This window comes from Trichococcus sp. TS_SC_9, from assembly GCF_056156325.1.
On the sequence record NZ_CM149591.1, the window covers coordinates 3,036,469 to 3,057,331 of the forward strand.

Here is a 20,863-nt window from a genome sequence, read left to right on the forward strand (position 1 = left end):
ACTCTGCTTATTCTGAATCGTCTTCTGTCATGGATACGGAATCCGCTCCCGAATCGACAGCTTCCTCGACTTCAGTTCGCTCGTTCATGATCACGTTCTCTTGCTCATCAAAAATCAACTTGCGAGGCGTCTCTACAATCAATTCAGCATCCAATACACGTTCGTTTTCCATATTCGTTCCGACCACACTGATCGTCACTTGTTCACGGCGTTCATCCACGCGTTCCACTTCAAAATTGAACGTGATCGTGCTGTTGTGGTATATCGGTTCAATCACATTCAAAGAAACGTCCACAATATGTGAACCCGGACCCGGCAAATGTTTGGAAACGTTGCTCGTCAAAATCCCCACCAACAAAACGGTTGGCACAATCGGTTTATGGAACCGAGTCGTCTGCGAATAATCATGTTGAATATAGAGCGGGTTCCCGTCATTCGTCAACCCAAGATACAGCAAAATATCTTTGTCTTCGATGATTTCGGTGACAGTCAACGAATCCCCCTCTTGAATTTCATCAATCGATTTCCCAAGCTTTATATCTTTCAGACCCATTTTCACTTTTCCTTTCTTTGAACACATATATGTCTATCATATCAAAAACGCCGTTCCGATAAAAGCCGTTTAGCTGTTTGAAACCATTTAATGCAAAAAGCGATCCAAGCCGTTCCCTTGTTTGCATCAAAAAAGCCCAGGAAGCAATCCCTGGACTAATAGTGTGTGATGAATCCTGTGCTCAGAGTTTGAGCTCTAACGAGGTTCAGGACCAAGCAGCCCGGTTTTGGCTGAGTGGGCCTGAACAGCGTTAGGCACTCAAACGTCACAGTGCGACGTTTGAGGTCTTTGGCCTTCTAAGTACTGAGACCGTTGATGCACTTTTTACTAAGGATTCAGAAACGTTCTAAAATAGTGTGTGATGAAATTAATTTGTTGTCGGTATGCTGTGACTCAACAGTTCTTCATAAGCCAGTTCAAATTTCTGAACATCCCCAGCACCCATGAAGATGGCGACTGCATCATGGAACTGCAGCAACGGGGACATGTTGTTGACGTTCAATACCGTTGCGCCTTTTTCGATTTTATCGGCCAAATCGCCGATTGAAACCTGTCCGTTCTTTTCGCGGGCAGATCCGAAAATATCGCAAAGGAAGACCTGATCAGCCAATTCCAACGACTCAGCGAACTCACTAAGCAGAGCAACCGTACGCGTGAAGGTATGCGGTTGGAAAATCGCAATGATTTCCTTCGTAGGGTATTTCTGTCTGGCCGCATCGAGGGTGGCACGGATTTCGGATGGATGATGGGCATAATCATCAATGACGACCATATCCGAAATGTATTTCTCGCTGAAGCGACGTTTTACGCCTGAGAAAGTCTTCAGCTGCGCAGCGACCTTGTCATTATCCAAGCCTTCCAACCAGCAGAATGTGATGATAGCCAATGAGTTAAGGATGTTATGCGTGCCGAATGATGGGATTTCAAAATGACCATACATTGAGCCATTAATCTCCACATCGAACTGACTGCCGGTTGTGTCCTTCGTGACATTTTTGGCGACAACATCATTGTCTTCAGCAAAGCCATAAAATGTGACCGGATATTTGCCTTTCAATTCACGAACATAAGCATCTTCGCCGCAAGCGATGACACCTTTTTTCACTTGGGAAGCAAAAGAATCAAAAGCGCTGTAAACATCATTGATGTCTTTGTAGTAATCCGGGTGATCGAAATCGATGTTCGTGATGATGGCATAGTCCGGTGAATAAGCCAAGAAATGACGTCTGTATTCGCAAGCTTCCAATACGAAATACTTCGCATCTTCCCGACCGAAACCAGTGCCATCGCCGATCAGATAGCTTGTCGGCGCAATCCCGTCCAACACATGGGACAACAAACCGGTCGTGCTCGTCTTGCCATGTGAACCGGTAATGGCGACACTTGTATAGTTCTTGATCAAGTCGCCTATGAAATCATGGTAGCGGATGACCGTCAACCCGAGTTCTTTCGCTTTCGCGATTTCCTCATGGGAGTCAGGAAAAGCATTCCCTGCGATGACAGTCAAACCCGGTGTGATGTTTGCTTCGCTGAATGGCATGATTGTGATGCCAGCATCATCCAAACCTTTTTGTGTAAAGAAATAAGTTTCGACATCCGATCCTTGGACGCGATAGCCTTTTCCATGCAGGATCAATGCCAACGCACTCATCCCAGAACCTTTGATGCCGACAAAATGATAAATCGTTTCCGTTTCCATAATTACCTCCAAGTGAATAAGAAAGGTTAGTCTTTCGGCTACCTTCTGATGTTTGTGTCTCAAAACAGTCGTTTAGGACCCGATGACTTGCTGTCCATTTATTGAATCGGAACCAGTATAGCACGCACAGATTAAGAAAATACTTAAAATTATTTAAAATTTGAGGTCAAACATGTCAATAATTTCATTGCATCATTCTCCGCAGCCCACAAATCAACCTAATGTTACGATGCGATGACTAAAAATAAGAGTGGTTTACAGAATCGGCAGGCTCCTGAACGAATTTTCCGGCCACCTCATAAGAGCGTTCTTGCTCCATGATGCCCAACAGCGAGCGGTTCATTGCCCGTTTGGATTTGCCTTCCAACGGTTGCAACTCACTTCTTTCCTCGCTGTCTTCCTCCAGAGCCACATCGTCTTCAACAGGCGACCCAAGTTCGAAAATAAGCAGTTCTGAGCTGTTTTTCTTCAATAATGCTGCAATCGCGCGATAATCGATTTTCTTTTCTTTCAGGTTTTCCCAGCCTTTCAAAGGTTCCGGTACTTCTGTCAGTTGGAAAGGTCTTCTGCTTTTATAAGAAGCGAAAGGGTGCATTCCCAATTCCGTGCGGCGTTCCTTCTGCTTTTCGTCCTTCAGTCTTTTTTTCTCGACCGCAAAAACATCTTCAGCAGGCTTCACAGCTTGATCCCTGAAGGATACAAAAGCCTCCTTGTTGTGGCGGATATACGGGACCGTGTCCATCGGATGCAGCAAATCTTGCGAAATATAGGAGGACGGTTGTGCAGAATCGCCTTTTTCTTCCAGGATACCATGCCCTTCGTCCTCTTTTTTCAGGTAATTCGGAAAATCATACTTATTTGTTGCAGGATGACTTCCTTCCACCCCTGAACGATGGTCATGCCGAAAAAAACTTGGTCCATCATAGCGACTCATCCAGTCAACTCCTCTCTTATTTTGCTTCCGGTAATGCTATGCCCGGTCTCAATGGAATTCCTTTATTATAGTACTTCTTTTTCAGTAAAAATTCTATAGCGTTATTTGGAAAAAGCTGCGCCTATTGTATAGCTGTCATCCAAGACGAGGATGCCTTTTTTAGGGCTTGCGTTTTCCAGTTGCAATTCTTTGGCTGAACATATCATGCCATGGCTGGCTACGCCGCGCAATTCACCCGGCCAGATGATCAAACCGCTAGGCATGACAGCGCCCGGTTTGGCTACGACGACGCGTTGCCCTTTTTTGATGTTGGCTGCACCACAGACGATCTGCAGCACTGCTCCGTTGTCCACTTCCGTTTGCGTAACGGACAGATGGTCGGAGTCTTCATGCGGCACGCATTCCTTGACGTAGCCTACAACAAATTTAGGCGAGCGATCGACAACGACAGCGTCATTGAAGCCCGCAGCTTGGATCAAAGCATTCACTTTTGCCACTTCTTCATCGGATAACAGCACTTGTCCGTTTGCATCCAACGTAAGCGTCTCTGAAATCGAGAACAGATTGTAGCCCATCGTTTCATTTGTACGGTTGTTGAAAATGCGCGTCACATTCCCTTTTGATTCGCAGGATTGTTCTTGGCGGACAGCGATATCCCCTTTCGTCAACATTAATGTATCCCCGACTGCTTCACGATTATAAAAACTTAACCACATTTTGTATTTGCTCCTTTATGCTTCTTCATTTATTTTTCCCAAACGAAATAGTATCACAATTGTTCCAAAAAGGCTTCAATCTCTTTTTGCGTCTTCCGGTTGCGGGAAACGAAACGTCCCAGAAGTTCTCCTTTATCATAGGCGACAAAGCTCGGGATTCCGGAAATTTGCAAAACTTCCCCCAGCGAACTGAAATCATCGCGGTCTATTTCTACGAAACGAAAATCCGCGAACTTGCTTTCCACCTCGGGCATGAATGGGCGGATGTAATGGCAATCCGGGCACCAGCCGGTCATGAAGACGAATACCGTTTTCCCCGAATCGCGCAGTTCTTTGAATTGATCCAAATCTTTCAGTTTATCCATAATCCCATTCCTCCTTAGTTCATGTCCAAGATGGTTTCATAAGTGCTCTTGTCCAGTGTTTTGATGACTTGCGCGACCATTTCCTTAGCCGCAGCGTAGTCATCGATGTGGAACATCGTCTGATGCGTGTGGATGTAGCGGGCGCAGACGCCGATGACTGCGCTCGGCACCCCGTCGTTCATGACATGGGCGGCACCCGCATCCGTTCCGCCTTTGGAAACGAAATACTGATAAGGGATATCGTGCGTTTCCGCCGTATCCAACAAAAATTCGCGCATCCCTTTCAAGGTGATCATGCCTGGATCCTGGATCCGCAAAAGGAAACCTTCCCCCAGATGGCCGAACGTATCCTTGGTCGTCGTCAGATCGTCCGCAGCCGAGCAGTCCACCGCGAAGAACAGATCCGGCTTGAACTTGTGTACGGCCCCTTTTGTCCCCCGCAATCCGACTTCTTCCTGGACGTTGGCGCCGGCGATCAGTGTGTTCGGCAACTTTTCATTTTTCAATGCTTCCAGCGTTTCCAGAACGACCGTGTTCCCGTAGCGGTTGTCCCACGCTTTTGAAATGATCTTCTTCTTGTTGGCGGTCCAGATCGTTTCGACTTGGGGAACGATTGTATCTCCTGGACGGACTCCGAATGCCAGCGCCTCTTCTTTCGTATCGAAACCGGCGTCGAATAGGATATCCGTCACTTTGACTTTTGGGGCTTCACTTGCTCCCCGCAACAAGTGCGGCGGAACAGAAGAAGAGATCACAGGAATATCGCCTATGGACGTCTGCAGCGTATAGCGCTGTGCCGAAACGACATAGGCATTCCACCCTCCCAGCGGAACGACCCGGAACAGCCCGCGATCCGTGATGCCGGCTATCATAAAGCCCACTTCATCCATGTGCGCCGCCACCATGATGCGCGGTGCTGTTTTATCTTCATGCTCCCTGATTCCGAAAATACCGCCCAAGCCATCCGTTTCGATGCGATCCACCAGTGGCGCCATTCTCTCCTGCATATAGTTGCGGATATTGCGTTCGTTACCGCTTGTCCCTTGCAATTCCGTCAATTCTTTGATCATAGCAAATGTTTTATCTTCCATATTTGAATGGAGCAGGACACATCTTTAACCTTATGCCGCTCCCGGTCCCCCTTCATTGTCTGACTATCCTATCTATTATAGCGCAGCATCGTTGTCATAGCAACGATTCCATTCGTTCCGAAGCATTACCCCGACCAGGAAACGTTTCCTTTAAAGAGCCTGAAGCATGCGACATTTCCCTATTATTTTTTTCGTTTTATTGCTATACTGAGGGGAGAAAAAAGAAAGCGCATCACTTTGAGGAGGAACATAGGATGAACTTTTTAGAAAAATGCATGTGCAAAAAACACAAAGAAGAAATTTTGGGTGGTATTTTATTCGGAGCCGGACTCGTACTTGGCTCAGTCGTGACAGCCCTTTGCTATGAACAGAAACGGACCATAAACGGCGACAAAATCTTGGAAAACGTCAAAAAGATGTTCTTGGCTGAAGCTCCAATAGAGGGCTCATGGATTGAACTGCACCCTGTCCCGCTCAGTCGTTATTCTTCAAAAACGGATGTATATTACGGCGGAATCTCCCGTAAAGAAGAAGGCGTGTTGGTGCAATATGAATTCATCGCCGATGCTTATACAGGAACTATTTTGGATCTGTATAAATTGTAAAAAATCATAAAAAGCGAAGGGCCAAAGCTGCAATTGCTTTGGTCCTTCGCCTTTTTTGGTTCTATTTTTCTGAATCAGCCGTTGTTTTTTTCGGGAATGCTGCTTCGACACGGTAGATGCGGTCTCCTCTTGAAGAGAACTTCGCTTCGTATTCCGTCATGATGTTTCCTTCATAATCGCTCTTGTGCAGATCCAACCACACTTGCTTCAAAGTCATTCCGTATTGCGAGAAGCTCGCCAACGAATATTCGAATAAGCCTTGGTTATCCGTTTTGAAATGGATTTCCCCGCCGGATACTAGGATTTGCTCATAGTTCCGCAGGAAGTTTTTGTAGGTCAAGCGGCGTTTGTCGTGTTTGGACTTTGGCCACGGATCGGAAAAGTTCAGATAGACGCGATCCACTTCGCCTTCCGCAAAGAAATCCGCTACATTCTCTCCGTCCGTATTCAGCAACTGGACATTTTTCAAACCTGATTCGATCATCTTATCAAGCGTCATGACCGCCACGCTCGTCTGGCGTTCGATCCCGATATAATTCACTTCCGGATGCATGCGTGCCATCTCGACGATGAACTGGCCCTTGCCGGAGCCAATTTCCACATGGATCGGTTGCTCGTTGCCGAAGCGTTCCTGCCATTTCCCTTTCCAATCCGCTGGTTCCATCACTACATATTGGGTACTCTCAGCCAATTTTTCGGCAGCCCAAGGTTTATTTCTTACGCGCATAATTCTCCTCTTTCTTATCTGTCTTATCTGTTTTTTTTCGAAAAAAGAAATCCTTTCCGTTCGTGTAAACACGAAGAGGATTTCATAAGTAACTGTTTAGGCGATTCTGATACAGCTGTTTCAGCAACAGAATCAGTTGATTCATTTCCACATTGCGTTCCTGCGAATGACTCTTTTTGATCATGCAGAGGCACACCATCATGCTGTACCACTCCAATCGGCGTTCCATATTGTCATTCATCTGCAAGCCGTACTGCTCCAACCAGACTCCCCATTCTTCATAGGGAACGTATTGTACCAACAAGGTACTGATGTCCGAGAACGGATCGGCAATTTTGACCATTTCCCAATCCACCAGGTACAAGCGGTCTTCCTCATCCAACAGGAAATTTTTCCGATTCACGTCTCCGTGGCAGACCGTCTTTTGCGAGTCATCAATGCTGGCGATGCTGTTTTTCACATATTCAGTCGCCTGTTGCAGGACCGAATTGGATTTCAGATCATCCGGCAGATCCGCAACATACAAGTTGTAGAAATTGATTGGATTGAAGATTTCCCCTTTTACCTTCTGAAGCATCTTCAGGAGATTTTCGGAATGATGGATGCGATGCAGGATGTCACGCACGGTCTCCCCTTTCATCTCATCCGGATTCAATTCCCTGCCGTTGAGCCATTCTTGAGCTGTCAGGATATCCCCATTGCCGACCCGTTTGGTCCAAATCAATCGCGGTGTGATCCCCTCAACGGAAAGCGCAGCTAAGAAAGGTGAAGAGTTTCTTTTCAAAAAAACTCTTTCCTCGGCTCTAGTGCCCATATAAGCTTGTCCTGTGTCTCCTCCGATGGGATGTAGCCGCCACCCTGAGTCCATTTTATAATCCATCGAGCTCATTCCTTACTCTAATCTCTAGTTTTTCTATGCGTATGAAAAGAAGGAGCCGGGACGAAAGCCCCAGCTATCTTATTCTGCTCTTCTGTTCATATGCTACGTGTTCATTCGGCGACGCAGCACGTTTTGCTCTGAAAGCACCTCGACCATCACTCGCTTACATTATCATTTTAGATTTCTTTACATATTCAGTCAAGAATATTCCATGGGGGTTCGGAACTGAACCGATTTTAACCCGTGCATCAGTAATTTGCCGCTTCTCTTTTTTCCGTACGACCACCCATGTAAAATCGGCTGAACATCCAGACGAAGCCGGCGTTTAAGGCCACTGCAGCCAATCCCGTTTGCCAACCGTTGTTGATAAAGATGATTACCGCAAAAAGGAATCCTTCCACTCCCAAAAGGTAACCCAACAAACGCTTGAAGCCGGCAAATTTATCTGCATGCTGCGTCGGATAGAGCCGGTACAGCATATTTTCATTGAAATGAAAATACAGCGGCAACAGCTGGAATCCCGTCAAATAAAGGAACAGCAGACTGAGGCCTAATGAAAAGCCGGCTGACGGCGTGAACAAAAGCAACAACATCCCGATCGCCGACAAGCGGAAAAACAAACCGCTGTAATCCGTTCCGCGTAAAAATGCCCGCGCGTACAAATACTGATAGGAATTGCCTTTGCCTTCAATCCGACGCAGCAAGCCGTCGAAATATTTCCTTCTTTTTGCTTTGCTCTTCACTTGCGGAACATCCGTAAACAGATTGATGACTCTATTTATGCGAGCCTTTCGTTGTTCCTCCGAGGCGATCATCTGCTCCCATTGATAGAGAGGATAGCGCGCCTCATACGCCACTTGTACTTTTTTACGCAGAAACATAGTATACAGAATTACAAGTATCGGTGCAACCCATGGATGAAAAAATATCGCGACGCTGAAAGATAAAATCGCCGCGCAAGCCAAGTAGAGATCATTTTTCTGGCGAACTTTCCTGTCTCCTATCTTCAGGCCGAGTTCCTGCAGATCCAAATGGATAATTTTCAACAGAATCAAGGTGGCATAGATCGGCAGCAAATCACTTGCCCCGATTCTTCTCCCGGCAAAAAGCATCGGCATCGCCCCGGCTGCCAAAAAGAACAACAGGATCACCGGAAGAATCAGGCTGTATTTCTTAGCTTTGCCGAAATAGCTTCCCCATTCCTTTTCCTTAGCCAAAAGGAACACTTGATCGGCCGGCTCCAAAAAGGTCGCCAGCTTCCCGATAAAGATGCTACCGGAAAAAATAGCCACTATCAGAAGCTTTCCCCATAGGAAGCCCGGCGACACGGTTTTCACGAATTCGGAATATTGGTAAGCCAAAGCTCCCAGCAGAAAGAGGAGCACGAGGACAACATGATCATTGAAGATATATTTGCTGTAGCGACTGAATTTTTTCAAGTGCAGTTGCTGTCTTCTTTTCCAGATACTGTCCAAATTCATGGTTGCGCCACTTCTTTCGTCAAACTGATGTAAAGCTCATCGAGACTCGCTCCCGGCATACCCATTTCCCGCTGCAGGTCTGCCATCGTGCCCGTCACTTTGACCTCACCGTGGTGAAGCAGGACGAAATTGTCACATTCTTTTTCGGCAGAAGCCAGCACATGCGTGGACATCAAAATAGCTGCACCTTGCGCTTTTTTCTCCCTGACCATCTCCAGGAACGAATGGATGCCAAGCGGATCCAGACCCAGGAATGGTTCATCGATGACATATACCGGCACATCCAACATGAATGCACAGACGATCATCACTTTTTGTTTCATGCCTTTTGAAAAATAAGCCGGAAACCAGTCCAGCTTGTCCTCCAGCCGGAAATCCCGAATGTAGCGCATCGCCTTTTCCATCGCGACTGCTTCCGTGATTCCGTAGGCCATCGCCGTGATTTCCAAATGTTCCCTTAAAGTGAGCTCTTCATAGAGCACCGGCGTCTCGGGAATAAAGGCGAAGGACTGGCGATAACGCTCCGTGTCCTCGCGCAACGTCCGGTCATCGATCGCAATCTTTCCGCTGAAAGGCATCATCAGACCGATAATGTGTTTGATGGTCGTGCTCTTGCCTGCTCCGTTCAACCCGATCAATCCAGTCAGTTCACCGGATTTGACCTCAAAATTTATATTTTTTATGACAGGCAATTGCGTATAGCCGCCTGTGACATTCTCCAATAATAGTGACATTTAACCGTCCCTTTCGCATGCGTTTGTGCCTTATATTATAGCACAGCCTTGCCCCATCCCAAATATCTTGCTGACTGAAGCGTCAATTCGACCCCAGGATATCAAATAAAACGCAAATATGATAAAGTTAGGATATAGAGAAAAGTAGATTATGGACAGAAAGAGGTCAGGTACACATGACAGATTGTATTTTTTGCAAAATCGCGAACCACGAAATCCCGAGCAGCATTGTTTATGAAGATGATGTTGTCATTGCGTTCCTGGATTTATCACAAGTGACAAAGGGACATACGCTGCTGGTACCCAAGAAGCATGTCGCTGATATTTTTGAATATGATGAAGAATTGGCGAAAGAAGTCTTTTCGCGCATCCCTAAAATCGCGCGCGCAATCGAACGTTCCAGCGATGACATTTTGGGACTGAATATCCTGAACAATAACCGTTCCATAGCCTATCAGTCTGTTTTCCATTCGCATATCCACTTCTTGCCACGTTACGAAGATTCGGATTCGGATGGCTTCGGTTTGAAATGGAAGACGCACGAAGGAAAGTATTCGCAGGAAGAATTGGCAAAAGTAGTTGCATCCATCAAAGAGAGTCTGGAGGAATAAATATGCGTTCATTTATGGAAGGATTATTATTCGGTTCGGTAGTCGGGGGTCTGTTGGGATTGCTGAATACACCCCGCAGCGGAAAAGATAATCGCGAGAAAGCGAAAGCTTACCTTGAGGACAATACGCTTGCGGTCGAGGACCTCAACGAAAGCCTCCAAGGTTTGCGCAACGCCATCCAATCATTGACCAACGAAGGTTTGGCTTCCGTCACAGCAGTCACTGAGGACATGACAAAATCTGTTGAAAAATTCACTCAGCAAGCTCAACCCAGAATCAACCGCATCAACGATAAGCTCGCCGTGTTGACTGAAGATATGGAAAAAGTCGCTGCGAGCATGGAATCACAAATGCCTGCACCTAAAGATGCACCTACAGATGCGCCAACTTCATAACGGAAATAAAAATACGACGCTCCAAATGCAAACCGGACAAACGGTCATTTGGAGCGTCGTATTTTTCTGCGTATAGAACCTTTTGAGTACACTCAAGAACCCGCTACTCATTCTTGTTGTCAGCCTGCTTAATAAATTTCTGTATCGGCATTTCTGCGAAAGACTCCCTGAGCACCTGTTCTACTGTCGCAGCCGCTGCATCCAGTTTTGCCACACCAGTTTTCGTTAATGACGTATAGATGATGCGCCGATCCTGCTCGCAGACATTCCGTTCCAACGCTCCGCACCCCTTCGCCTCGAACTTGCTGACCAATCTCGATACTGCGCTTTGGCTCAAGCCGACCTTTTCCTCCAGATCCTGGAGCTTCAGTTTTTGATCCGGCTCCTGTGATAAGAAATATAGGACATAGAACTCTTTCAGAGAAAGGTTATGGTTCGTCTGCAAACTTTTTTCCAAGGCACTCTCGACTTTCAGATGAAAATTATTGATCTCCAGCCATTGGCAAAACGCAGAACTCATTTCACACTTCACAATGATCCCCCATTCCTTTCTTTTTATCAGCTTATGATACCAAAAATTGGCATTTTGAGCAATCCACCGCGACTGGGTGCAGATGATTTGCTTGCTGAATTCGGCTATGTTACCCTAAAAGTATGCGCACGCATATATATTTCAGATGGGAGTGTTCGATTTGGAAAACGAAATCAATAATATCACATTCAGCAACGGCGTAACCATCCCGCAGCTGGGACTGGGCGTCTTCAAGATGAAGGACGAAAAGGAATTGACGGAAGCGATCCGCGTTGCTTTGGAGGTGGGTTACCGTCATTTCGACACCGCGATGATTTACGAAAATGAGGCTACTTTAGGCCGGGCTTTGAAAGCAAGCAGCATCCCAAGGGAAGAGCTTTTCTTGACCTCAAAAGTTTGGAATTATGACCACGGCTACGAGGAAACCAAAGCGGCTTTCCAAGCCAGTCTGGACCGATTGGGCACGGATTATCTTGATCTTTACCTGATTCATTGGGCTTCCGCTAACTACATCGAGACTTGGAAAGCAATGGAAGAATTGTACACGGCAGGCAAAATCAAAGCCATTGGTGTCTCCAATTTCCAGATCCATCACCTCGAGGATCTGATGGCGCACACGGAAATCATCCCAATGATCAATCAGATCGAAACGCACCCTGCCTTTCCGCAGGATGAACTGCGGGCTTTCATGGCGCAACACGCAATCATCCATGAAGCTTGGGGTCCGCTTGGGCAAGGCAAAAATGACCTATTGACGCAACCGGTGCTCCTGGAGCTGGCAGAGAAGTACGGCAAGACAGCTGCCCAGATTGTTTTGCGGTGGCATATCGAACGCGGCATTGTCGTCATTCCGAAGTCTGTCACACCGAGCCGTATCCGAGAAAACCGCAATATCTTCGATTTCAGCCTCTCCACAGTGGATATGGACAAGATCGCGACCCTCAACACCGGCACAAGATACTCCGGGCATCCCGATGACCAGGAATTCCTGACCAGAACCTCAATCCGTCCGAGTTAAAAAAACAATCCAAAAAAGGAGCACACTGTCCCATACTCACGGATAGCGAGCTCCTCTTTTTGTTCTATGTTGCTTTTTTCCTCTGATTCCGGATTGGGCGGCAGATATGAAGTTTCTGAGAAGTTTGCTAGCGTTTTTAAGGAATATTTTCCATAATCAAGGCGTTTATGATATATTTATAGATGGTTATTCATGAGATAGATAAATAGAAATAGATTGGAAGTGCCACATTCATGAAAAAGAAATTAGCATTGACGTCCGTTGCTTTCCTGACGGCCATCACATTAGCAGGCTGCTCGACCGGCGAAACTGTCGCAACGACTCCAGCAGGCGATATCACAAAAGATGAATTATACGACGCAATGAAAGCATCAATCGGCGAAACCGTCTTGCAACGTCTGATTTTGATAGACGTATTGAACGATAAAATCGGAGACAATAAATTAGAAGCTGAAACAGAAGCTGAACTATTGACGACCATCGAACAATACGGCGGAGAAGAAACATTCAACTACATCTTGTCACAATCAGGATTCGCAAATAAACAAGAATACCAAGATGTATTGTATTTGAACAAACTGATTGAAGCAGCCGTAAGAGCTGAAACGACATTCACGGATGAAGAAGTCGAGGCCTATTATGAAGCATACCAACCGAAAATCAACGTACAGCATATCTTGGTTGCAGATGAAGCAACTGCTGTAGATCTGATCAACCAAATCAATGGCGGTGCTGATTTCGCTGAATTGGCTAAGGCCAACTCTACCGACACAGCAACTGCTGAAAACGGCGGAGAAACAGGATTGTTCGGAGCAGGCGAAATGGTCGCAGCCTTCGAAGAAGCTGCTTATGCGCTTGAAGTCGGAGAAGTGACACAAACACCAGTCGCTACCGAATACGGCTACCACATCATCAAAATGATCGAGAAGACAGAAAAAGGAACGTTGGAAGAAGAACGTGAAAACATCGAAACAGTGATGATGGACGAAAAACTTGCCGACAACGATTACTTGACTTCCGTCATGTCCACAATCGTCCAAGCAGCAAATGTTGAAATCAAGGACGAAGATTTGGCAGCAGCAATCGATCAATTCTTGCCTGCTAAAGAAACAAGCTCATCAGACGCAACATCTGAAGCAACAACTTCAGAAGCAGAATCAGCTACATCCGAATCTGCAACTGCTGAATCAGCAAACTAATCTCTACAATGTAAAACACGCAGGCTACCAGCTTTTGATTGCTGGTAGCCTGCGTGTTTTTTGTTGGCTAGTTTCTGAAATGCGGAGGTACTTGTGGATTGCCGGGTCTCCCCCGGCAAGGCGACAGTGATGTCGTCGACTGTTTGTCACCCCGGCACAGCCAAACAGCCGATGTACGAGCCATATCTTGACCGTTCAGCAAACTCAGCTATCCAAACGACCGACGCCCTGCCCTTATCTCGACGGTTTGACTCCACTCAAGCACCAATCAGCCGACATCTCACTCCCACCCGCTGGTACGCAAAAAGAACACAAGGCCGCTCGTTACTGATATGCTACCTCTATATAGGACATTGAATTATTTCAAGTCTTATATGGGGGTTTTTTCTATGTCTAAAAGAGCTATGAAATTATCTGTCGAAAACAGAGTCAACATTGTCGAGCAATATGTGAGAAATGAAATCGGTATATCAAGGGCAGCACAGAACGCTGGAGTATCTCAAGAGACCATTCGCAATTGGATTAGACTTTATGAGAACGGCGGTCCATCGGCCCTTTTACCGGTAAAGAAGAACAGTCATTACTCCAAGGAGTTAAAGTTGGCAGCCGTCACGGACTATCTGAACGGCCTGGGCAGCATGATTGAAATCGCCAAAAAATATGGTTTGCGGAGCAAAACGCCACTGCAGAACTGGCTAAAGGATTATAATACTCATAAAGACTTCAAAACAACCAGTGGAGGAAGTACTATGAGCAAAGGTCGGATAACAACCATAGATGAGCGTTTAAAAATTGTGTTGGACTGTTTAGAGAATGGAAAAGATTATGGTGCTATGGCTATAAAATATCAAGTCTCCTATCAAAACGTCTATCAATGGGTAAAGAGATATGCGGAATTGGGAGAAGCAGGGTTGGAAGACCGCCGTGGGCGCAGGAAAGGGACAATGCCCAGCCGGACTCCCGAGGAATTACTTCAAGACGAATTAGCACGTTTAAAACGCGAAAATCAACGTCTAAAAATGGAACTTGATGTAACAAAAAAATTCCAAGAATTAGAAAGGAGGAATCGTTGAGCGAAATAAGAAAACAAGCTGAGTACGAAACCATCAAGCAATTCCATACAGAAAAAGGTTATCCGGTGCAAGTTATGTGCGAAATCTTACATGTGACACGCTCCGCTTATTACCGCTGGCTTGAGCAACCACAAAGTCCAAGGGAAATTCGCAACAACCAAATCGCTGAAGTGGCAAAACAGATCCATGAAGAACATGACGATATGGGTCATCGTCGGATACGCGATGAGTTGGAATATACCCATGGCATGATCATCAGTGACAACCGCGCCCTTCGGTTATGCCGTAGTCAACAAATCCAATCCCGAATCAAACATCGTGCGAATAGCATCACCAAAGGTGCACAGAATCCGTATCATATCGCCGAAAATCGCCTCAACCGGAACTTTCGTGCAGACGCACCAAATGAAAAATGGTTGACCGATGTGACCGAATTCAAGTATTACGAAGGACCGGCAATCAAGAAAGTATATTTGAGTGCCATTTTGGATCTTTATGACCGTCGAATTGTCGCATACATAATCAGTGATCAAAACGATATGCCGCTAGTCCTCCAGACTTTTGATGCAGCCATACAAAATGAGCCAGAAGCTCAGCCGTTGTTCCACAGTGACCGCGGATTTCAATATACAAGTAAGCAATTCTGTGCGCGTTTAAGCGAGGCTGGTATGATACAAAGCATGTCCCGTGTCGCTCGTTGTATTGACAATGGCCCTATGGAAGGGTTTTGGGCGCTCATCAAGCGTGAAAAATATTACCGTCGCAAATTTACGAGTCGTTCCTCTTTGATTGATATGATTCACAACTATATGGAATATTACAATAATAGACGCATTCAAAGAAAGCTGCATATCATGACTCCGATGGAGTTCCATGACCAGTATTTCGAGGCAGCCTAATGACCCCTCACGTTTTGTGAGGGGAGCGGGTTGTGCTTCGCTCATAAAACGTGTGGGCCGCCAAGCGTAAGCGCGGCAGATATATATATGCAAAAAAACTGCCCCCACATTACGGGGAGCAGTCTGTAAAACTGTTTAAATATTTTACTGTCCTATTGACGGGTGGCATACCATACCGCGAGCGGCCTTGTGTTCTTTTTGTTATTGCCCTTCTTCAGTAGGTTGGGTAAAAACGGGCTTATAGAAGCTGCGGTTCTCCAACCCGAAAATACGCTCGCTGAACGTTCCCGGTGTCGTGCGCAATAAAGCAGTGTCGATCATATTGATGGAAGCATCCAAATTATCAAGGTGATGGATGATTTCGGCTTCCAAAAGATGCGGCGTCACCGGTGAACCGAATTCTTGTTTGCCGTGATGCGCCAGAACAATGTGTTTCAACAAGATGACTTCTTCGCTATCCTCATCGATGTTCAGGGACAGACAAGCTTTGGTGATTTCTTCGTCAATCAGGACGATGTGGCCGATCAGATTCCCTTTCAAGGTGTACTCTGTCGACATGCTGCCGCTCAACTCAATCGTTTTTCCGATGTCGTGGAGAATCACTCCTCCGTAGAGCAACGACTTATTGACTGTAGGATAATGTTGGATGACCGTTTTCGCCATCCGCAAGATCGATACCGTATGGAAACCCAGTCCGCCTACGATAGCATGATGGTGACGCTTTGCAGCAGGATACTCGAAAAATTCCCGTTGATATTTTTTGAGTATATGGCGGACAATCCGATTGATTGGTGCGCTCGTGATCTCAAACAAGATTTGGCTGACTTCCTCAACCATTTCTTCAGATTTCAAGGGCGCACGCTCCATATAGAGTTCCGGTCGGCTTGGTTCACCGTCGCGGGCGAGCCTTAGTTTTGTGATGCGCAGTTGGGGATTATTCTGATACATTTCCCTTTTGCCTGTTACCGCAACGACTTGGCCAGCCTGGAATTGCTGGATATCCTCCTCTTTTGCATCCCAATACTTCCCGTCGATCTGACCGCTGCGGTCCTGAAAAGTAAAGGCGATGAATTTCTTGCCATTTTTTGCCAGACGGATATCCGCACTTTTGATCAGCACATAAATTTCAAAATTATCATCTATTTCGTGTTCATATATTTTTTTGGCCACGCCTACCAGCCCCTTTCACTCCTATTTTAACATGTATACTTGTTTCTGTGAAAATCGTTGAACGCAAGCGTCATCAAACGTGAAAAAGAGCACCTGCACATCTTCACTCAGCTCTTCAAGCAATGTGAACATGATATTTTTCCTATCATCATCGAAGTTCACAAAACCATCATCGATCAAGATTGGCATACTGACGATATCGGCAGTGTTCTTCACAAACGCAAGCCGTAATGCAATGTACAGTTGTTCCACCGTTCCCTGAGACAATTCATTTGGTAAGAAGGTTGTTCCGTCCTTACGTTGCACCTTCATGCCGTTCTTTTGAAACGCAATTCCGGTGTATGCACCTTCTGTCAAACGACTGAAGAAGGCTATCGTATCATCAAGCATCAGTGGCAAGCGATCCTCTTTCCCGTACCTTAATGCCCCTTCAATCCATTCTCCGGCTGTAACAAAGCCAGCCCACTCGACGGCAAGGTCCCTCAGCTCGGTCTCGGCCAAGGCGAACTCCTGCAGCAAGGCGCTATAAGTCCCGCCTTCTTCCAATTGTTCCAGCTGATGCTTCAGTTCCACTTCCGTTCTTTGCAGTGTTGACAGCTCGGCCTTCAACCGCTGTATTTCCAGTTCATTTTTTTCGTAAAGGACTGTGCTCTTCTTGGCATCGCCGTAACGATCCAAGAGTTGCTCGCGCCCATTGACCTGCCCATCCAGAAATTCTTTGCGCTTGAGGTTTTGCTCCTGCTTTTCCTTCAGAGCCAACAACTGGTAGAATTCCGCTTCCGTTTTTGCATTTGCCTGATCCAATAGCCGCTGTCTCTGTTGATGGGACTCGGCAAGATCGCGTTGGATTTGTTCCACTTCTTGCTTCAGTTCATTGATTTTATCCTGAACATTTGAAGCCATATTTTCTTCCAAAATGACAGCATTCTGTATCGCGGAGAAGCGTGCGACCATTTCGGTGACTGTCAGATGTTCAAAATGGAGGCGGCTGCGGATGAACGTAGTCTGCTCATTCCAATTATCCACAGCAAGATTAAGCTCGCGCATTTCGTCTTCCTGTTTGATGATCAGGGCGGCTCGCTCAGCCAACACGGCACCAGGGTCCAGCTGTAAGAGTTCCTTTGCCGTCATGCGCGCAGGATAGCCTTTCTTATGCAGGAAAGTGGTCAATTCGGTTTGGAGCATCTTTCCGCGCTCTTCTGTTTCTTCCCGGCTGTTTAAAAGCTCAAAAAACTTATCCTGTAACTCTTCGAGGTCTCTCGTTACGGCCTGGATTCTTTCCCGGACAGCAGTCTGCTTCAGAAATTGCTCCATCGCATTTTCAGGAGAGCCTTCTGAAAATGCATCTTCGCTCTTTGATGTCTGAGGCTTTCTTACTATCAGGAGCGCACCACCTACAGCAAGCAAAGCGGCCAACATCCAAGCAATTACCCTGAAGTCCGCCAGAACAAAAGACAGGACCACAAATGCAGCTGCAATCGTCAATAACGTCACACCAATCGGATTTCTTTTCGCTGGAGCGGGCGCAGGTGTTCTTTGGCTTGGCTGTTGGACATCGCTTTGCAGCGCCGCATACGCATCATCTGCAACCTTCTCGTGTTGGAGACGCGTCGCTTCTTTCTGGAGCGTTTCCAGCTGTTCTTCATGGAAACCGATGTTGTGGTCCAATCGCAACAGCTGTTCTTCGATCTGTCGGATGTCTTGCGCAAACTGCTGAAGCTGAGAGCGTTCTTCTTCCTTCAGCGGTTCCGGTGCAGAAAGGGCTAGATTCAACCCAAAGGCCATTTTTTGTTTGGCCAAATCAGCTTTATAGTTGCTGATCTCATTTTCCAGATAAGTGATTTTATTCAGATCCGCTTGCGTTTTGGCGGCACTATGCTGCAAAGCTGCAAACTCCGGTTGATGTACTTTGTACCATTCCACATTGTCATATTCGCCCAACTGTTTATGCAACTGAGACAATCGCTCCTGAAGTTGCGTTTGTGCCTGGATCGAACCGGCCATTTTTTCCTGTTGGTTCTGCCACTGATAACGGGCATCTTCCGGCACTTCACTGTAGTCGACTGCCGTGATTTCCCTATTCAGTCGTTTCCACTCATGATAACTGTCCGCCAAACGTAAACTTTCTGCGATGGCGGTTTGTTCCTGCTCCAGTTCCTGTTGACGGGATAATAATTCGGCCTGCTGTTTTTGGCTGTCCGATAAATCGAGCAGCGAGGTTTCATAGGTCGCATTTTTTGCTTTTGCTTGCTGAAGCTTCCTTTGCAGTTTTTCAGCAGCCTGTATCTTCTTGTTCAATGGTGGGACACTGCCAGTCGGTTTGAAGCGTTTCGCGGCTTCGTCACGGTATTCTTTGGCTAATTGAAGCAAGCGTTCGCTTCCGCTGGTGCCGATGCTCAAAAGATAATGATTGAGATCCTCTTTTTGGGTTTTTTTCAAGGAAAGCAAGCTGTCTATTTTGAAGGTATACAAGGACTCGAAAGTCTCCCTGTCCATCCCCAGCAGGAATCGCCCGAGATTTTTGGTCGTCTGCTGGACACCATCCGGTAGCGTGACTAGCGCTTGTCCCTTATTGCGGTCTTTCACCCGTTCAACGATGACATCTCCGAACCGCGTGTCCTCCAGAAACAAGCGGCCGCCGTATGCTTGTGCTTGTTTCGGAACGTACAGATTCTGATCTTTCTTGCGGGCACTCGGAAACCCAAAAAGGATACTGTTGATGAAGGAGGACAGCGTGCTTTTGCCGGCTTCATTTTTGCCGTGGAAAACCTGCAGATCCTGCACATCATCAAAAGTTCGGTTCACCCATTTTCCGTAGCCATATATTTCAATCTTCCGTATCTTCACTGTCTTCCTCCTCAAACGCGACCGCCTGCACCAATCTGGTCTTTGCTGCGGCCAGCACTTCCTCTTTGAAGCTTCGATCTTTTTTTAAATCAGGGAATGTGGTCCGGATAAGCGGATGTTGGAAAAAGTTATCCAGCTGTTGATAGAATACGTCATCGCCACTGATTTCCGTCCAACTTTTCGAAAAACTTTCCTTCATTACCTGATCAAAAGAAAACAGTTCCTTTTCCGTATCCACCGCAATTTTCAACTGATAAAGGTAGATGAAAGGCTGTTCCAACCGTTGTTTGACACCTTCCAGTATCTCTTCATCCTCAATCTTTTTGATGACCTCTGGATGAAGCTCGTGTATATCCGTGAACAGCAACGACAACAACACACTCGATTCTCTCGTAGAGCGATGCTGTTCCATTCTTTCCTCGACGCGCGAAAAAACATCATTGAGGTTTTTGCACCCAAGCAACGACAATGTTTCTTTTTCCCAAACAATCGGTGCTGTCGGGAGAAAAACCAATGCAGGAGCCATGCCTTTGCGGAGCGTCACCAAATACGCGCCTTTCGCTTCGGTCTCGTTCGGATTGCGTCCTTGCGTATTGCCGCAATAGACGACAGGAGGAAATGTCTGCAGTTGCTGTCTTTTGTGGATATGTCCCAAAGCCCAATAATCATAGTTCTTTGCGTTCAATTCACCCAAAGAAAACGGCGCATAGACGCCTTCGGAAGAGTTCAACCCTTCCAGATAACCATGCAGCATCCCAATATGGTAATCCACGCTGTGATTCCGGGTCGGATAATCGACGATCATCCGTTCTTCGACCCATCTGGAAGGATAACTGAAGCCGGTGATGGCCACCCGTTCCCCTGCTTTCGTGGTCAACATTTCAGTCGTCACTTCTTTTTCGAAGACTGTAACGTTTTCGGGAAGCTGTAGTTTGAGTGCTTCCCTTCCGAGAAAATCGTGATTCCCATGCGACAAATAAACCGGGATACCAGCACGATCCAGCCGACCCAGTTCATCCCTCAGAAAGGCTTGTGCCTTCACGCTCTGATTCTCTTCATCGTAGATATCCCCGCTGATCAGAAAAAAATCCACTTGGGCCGCGACGGCTTGCGTCACCAATTCCCGAAAGGAATCAAAAGTGGACTGGTAAATGGCATCAAAAAGTTGCGGTTCCAGCTGTTTTACCCCCTTAAAAGGGCTATCCAGATGGAGATCCGCTGTATGGATAAATGTAATCACAAGCTGTCCTTCTTTCCGCATTTTATGCTAAATCTGATAAAGAAGATAAAATCCTTTTGGAAAATATATACAAAATAAAAAAAGCTGCGCCATT

Annotated in this window: 21 protein-coding genes; 7 read left to right on the forward strand and 14 right to left on the reverse strand. The window is 46.5% G+C overall.

Features of this window, described 5'->3' with window-relative positions:
• Positions 1 to 7: 7 nt before the first annotated feature.
• The 6 genes from AC0J5I_RS14695 to pepA form a co-directional block, all read right to left on the reverse strand.
• Positions 8 to 553 carry a MaoC/PaaZ C-terminal domain-containing protein gene (locus AC0J5I_RS14695; protein WP_475301496.1) on the reverse strand — a complete coding sequence of 182 codons (546 nt, stop codon included), beginning with the start codon at positions 551 to 553 and terminating at the stop codon, positions 8 to 10.
• A gap of 367 nt (positions 554 to 920) precedes the next feature.
• Positions 921 to 2,252, reverse strand: a complete 1,332-nt coding sequence (murC, locus tag AC0J5I_RS14700) for a UDP-N-acetylmuramate--L-alanine ligase (RefSeq protein WP_475301498.1) — start codon at positions 2,250 to 2,252, stop codon at positions 921 to 923.
• Positions 2,253 to 2,490: 238 nt separating this feature from the next.
• Positions 2,491 to 3,186, reverse strand: a complete 696-nt coding sequence (locus tag AC0J5I_RS14705) for a hypothetical protein (RefSeq protein WP_475301501.1) — start codon at positions 3,184 to 3,186, stop codon at positions 2,491 to 2,493.
• A 101-nt stretch (positions 3,187 to 3,287) separates the two neighbouring features.
• Positions 3,288 to 3,902, reverse strand: a complete 615-nt coding sequence (gene ytpR / locus AC0J5I_RS14710) for a YtpR family tRNA-binding protein (RefSeq protein ID WP_475301504.1) — start codon at positions 3,900 to 3,902, stop codon at positions 3,288 to 3,290.
• A 53-nt stretch (positions 3,903 to 3,955) separates the two neighbouring features.
• Entirely contained in the window at positions 3,956 to 4,267 is a 312-nt protein-coding gene (locus AC0J5I_RS14715; RefSeq protein ID WP_107995986.1) for a thioredoxin family protein, read from the reverse strand.
• A gap of 14 nt (positions 4,268 to 4,281) precedes the next feature.
• Entirely contained in the window at positions 4,282 to 5,358 is a 1,077-nt protein-coding gene (gene pepA / locus AC0J5I_RS14720) for a glutamyl aminopeptidase (RefSeq protein WP_107995987.1), read from the reverse strand.
• 254 nt (positions 5,359 to 5,612) lie between these two features.
• On the opposite strand from pepA, the gene AC0J5I_RS14725 reads away from it, so the two are divergent.
• Complete coding sequence (locus tag AC0J5I_RS14725; RefSeq protein WP_234402606.1) at positions 5,613 to 5,963, forward strand: PepSY domain-containing protein; 351 nt, start codon at positions 5,613 to 5,615, stop codon at positions 5,961 to 5,963.
• A 61-nt stretch (positions 5,964 to 6,024) separates the two neighbouring features.
• Here AC0J5I_RS14725 and trmB read toward each other — a convergent pair whose 3' ends face one another.
• The 4 genes from trmB to AC0J5I_RS14745 form a co-directional block, all read right to left on the reverse strand.
• Positions 6,025 to 6,690 carry a tRNA (guanosine(46)-N7)-methyltransferase TrmB gene (trmB, locus tag AC0J5I_RS14730; protein ID WP_475301513.1) on the reverse strand — a complete coding sequence of 222 codons (666 nt, stop codon included), beginning with the start codon at positions 6,688 to 6,690 and terminating at the stop codon, positions 6,025 to 6,027.
• 82 nt (positions 6,691 to 6,772) lie between these two features.
• Positions 6,773 to 7,570: a phosphotransferase family protein gene (locus tag AC0J5I_RS14735; RefSeq protein WP_475301518.1), complete on the reverse strand. Its 798-nt coding sequence runs from the start codon at positions 7,568 to 7,570 to the stop codon at positions 6,773 to 6,775.
• A 248-nt stretch (positions 7,571 to 7,818) separates the two neighbouring features.
• Positions 7,819 to 9,051 (reverse strand): ABC transporter permease, encoded by a 1,233-nt coding sequence (locus AC0J5I_RS14740; RefSeq protein ID WP_475301521.1) that lies wholly within the window; start codon positions 9,049 to 9,051, stop codon positions 7,819 to 7,821.
• On the reverse strand, positions 9,048 to 9,785 hold the full coding sequence (locus AC0J5I_RS14745) for an ABC transporter ATP-binding protein (RefSeq protein ID WP_107995991.1): 738 nt from the start codon (positions 9,783 to 9,785) through the stop codon (positions 9,048 to 9,050). Before AC0J5I_RS14745 ends, AC0J5I_RS14740 begins: the two co-directional genes overlap by 4 nt.
• Positions 9,786 to 9,961: 176 nt before the next feature.
• On the opposite strand from AC0J5I_RS14745, the gene AC0J5I_RS14750 reads away from it, so the two are divergent.
• Both AC0J5I_RS14750 and AC0J5I_RS14755 read left to right on the forward strand, forming a co-directional pair.
• A complete protein-coding gene (locus AC0J5I_RS14750) occupies positions 9,962 to 10,396 on the forward strand; it encodes an HIT family protein (RefSeq protein WP_086985493.1) in 435 nt (144 codons plus the stop codon).
• A gap of 2 nt (positions 10,397 to 10,398) precedes the next feature.
• Positions 10,399 to 10,791, forward strand: a complete 393-nt coding sequence (locus tag AC0J5I_RS14755) for a YtxH domain-containing protein (RefSeq protein WP_475301530.1) — start codon at positions 10,399 to 10,401, stop codon at positions 10,789 to 10,791.
• A 103-nt stretch (positions 10,792 to 10,894) separates the two neighbouring features.
• Here AC0J5I_RS14755 and AC0J5I_RS14760 read toward each other — a convergent pair whose 3' ends face one another.
• A complete protein-coding gene (locus AC0J5I_RS14760; protein WP_475301533.1) occupies positions 10,895 to 11,323 on the reverse strand; it encodes a MarR family winged helix-turn-helix transcriptional regulator in 429 nt (142 codons plus the stop codon).
• A gap of 160 nt (positions 11,324 to 11,483) precedes the next feature.
• Here AC0J5I_RS14760 and AC0J5I_RS14765 point away from each other — a divergent pair, with 160 nt between their 5' ends.
• The 4 genes from AC0J5I_RS14765 to AC0J5I_RS14780 all read left to right on the forward strand — a co-directional run bounded on the left by AC0J5I_RS14765 (position 11,484) and on the right by AC0J5I_RS14780 (position 15,512).
• Positions 11,484 to 12,341 (forward strand): aldo/keto reductase, encoded by an 858-nt coding sequence (locus AC0J5I_RS14765; protein WP_475301537.1) that lies wholly within the window; start codon positions 11,484 to 11,486, stop codon positions 12,339 to 12,341.
• Between the two features lie 233 nt (positions 12,342 to 12,574).
• Entirely contained in the window at positions 12,575 to 13,540 is a 966-nt protein-coding gene (locus AC0J5I_RS14770; protein ID WP_475301540.1) for a peptidylprolyl isomerase, read from the forward strand.
• Between the two features lie 389 nt (positions 13,541 to 13,929).
• Complete coding sequence (locus tag AC0J5I_RS14775; RefSeq protein ID WP_475299477.1) at positions 13,930 to 14,613, forward strand: helix-turn-helix domain containing protein; 684 nt, start codon at positions 13,930 to 13,932, stop codon at positions 14,611 to 14,613.
• Positions 14,610 to 15,512: an IS3 family transposase gene (locus AC0J5I_RS14780; protein ID WP_475299478.1), complete on the forward strand. Its 903-nt coding sequence runs from the start codon at positions 14,610 to 14,612 to the stop codon at positions 15,510 to 15,512. The genes AC0J5I_RS14775 and AC0J5I_RS14780 overlap by 4 nt, the downstream gene beginning before the upstream one ends.
• Positions 15,513 to 15,713: 201 nt before the next feature.
• Here the strand turns inward: AC0J5I_RS14780 and AC0J5I_RS14785 are convergent, their stop codons facing one another.
• The 3 genes from AC0J5I_RS14785 to AC0J5I_RS14795 are packed head-to-tail and all read right to left on the reverse strand — an operon-like array spanning position 15,714 to position 20,769.
• Positions 15,714 to 16,682, reverse strand: coding sequence for a 3'-5' exoribonuclease YhaM family protein (locus AC0J5I_RS14785; RefSeq protein ID WP_475301544.1), 969 nt, complete (start codon positions 16,680 to 16,682; stop codon positions 15,714 to 15,716).
• A gap of 21 nt (positions 16,683 to 16,703) precedes the next feature.
• Positions 16,704 to 19,529: an ATP-binding protein gene (locus tag AC0J5I_RS14790; protein WP_475301548.1), complete on the reverse strand. Its 2,826-nt coding sequence runs from the start codon at positions 19,527 to 19,529 to the stop codon at positions 16,704 to 16,706.
• Positions 19,510 to 20,769 carry a metallophosphoesterase family protein gene (locus AC0J5I_RS14795; protein ID WP_475301552.1) on the reverse strand — a complete coding sequence of 420 codons (1,260 nt, stop codon included), beginning with the start codon at positions 20,767 to 20,769 and terminating at the stop codon, positions 19,510 to 19,512. Before AC0J5I_RS14795 ends, AC0J5I_RS14790 begins: the two co-directional genes overlap by 20 nt.
• Between the last annotated feature and the right edge of the window lie 94 nt (positions 20,770 to 20,863).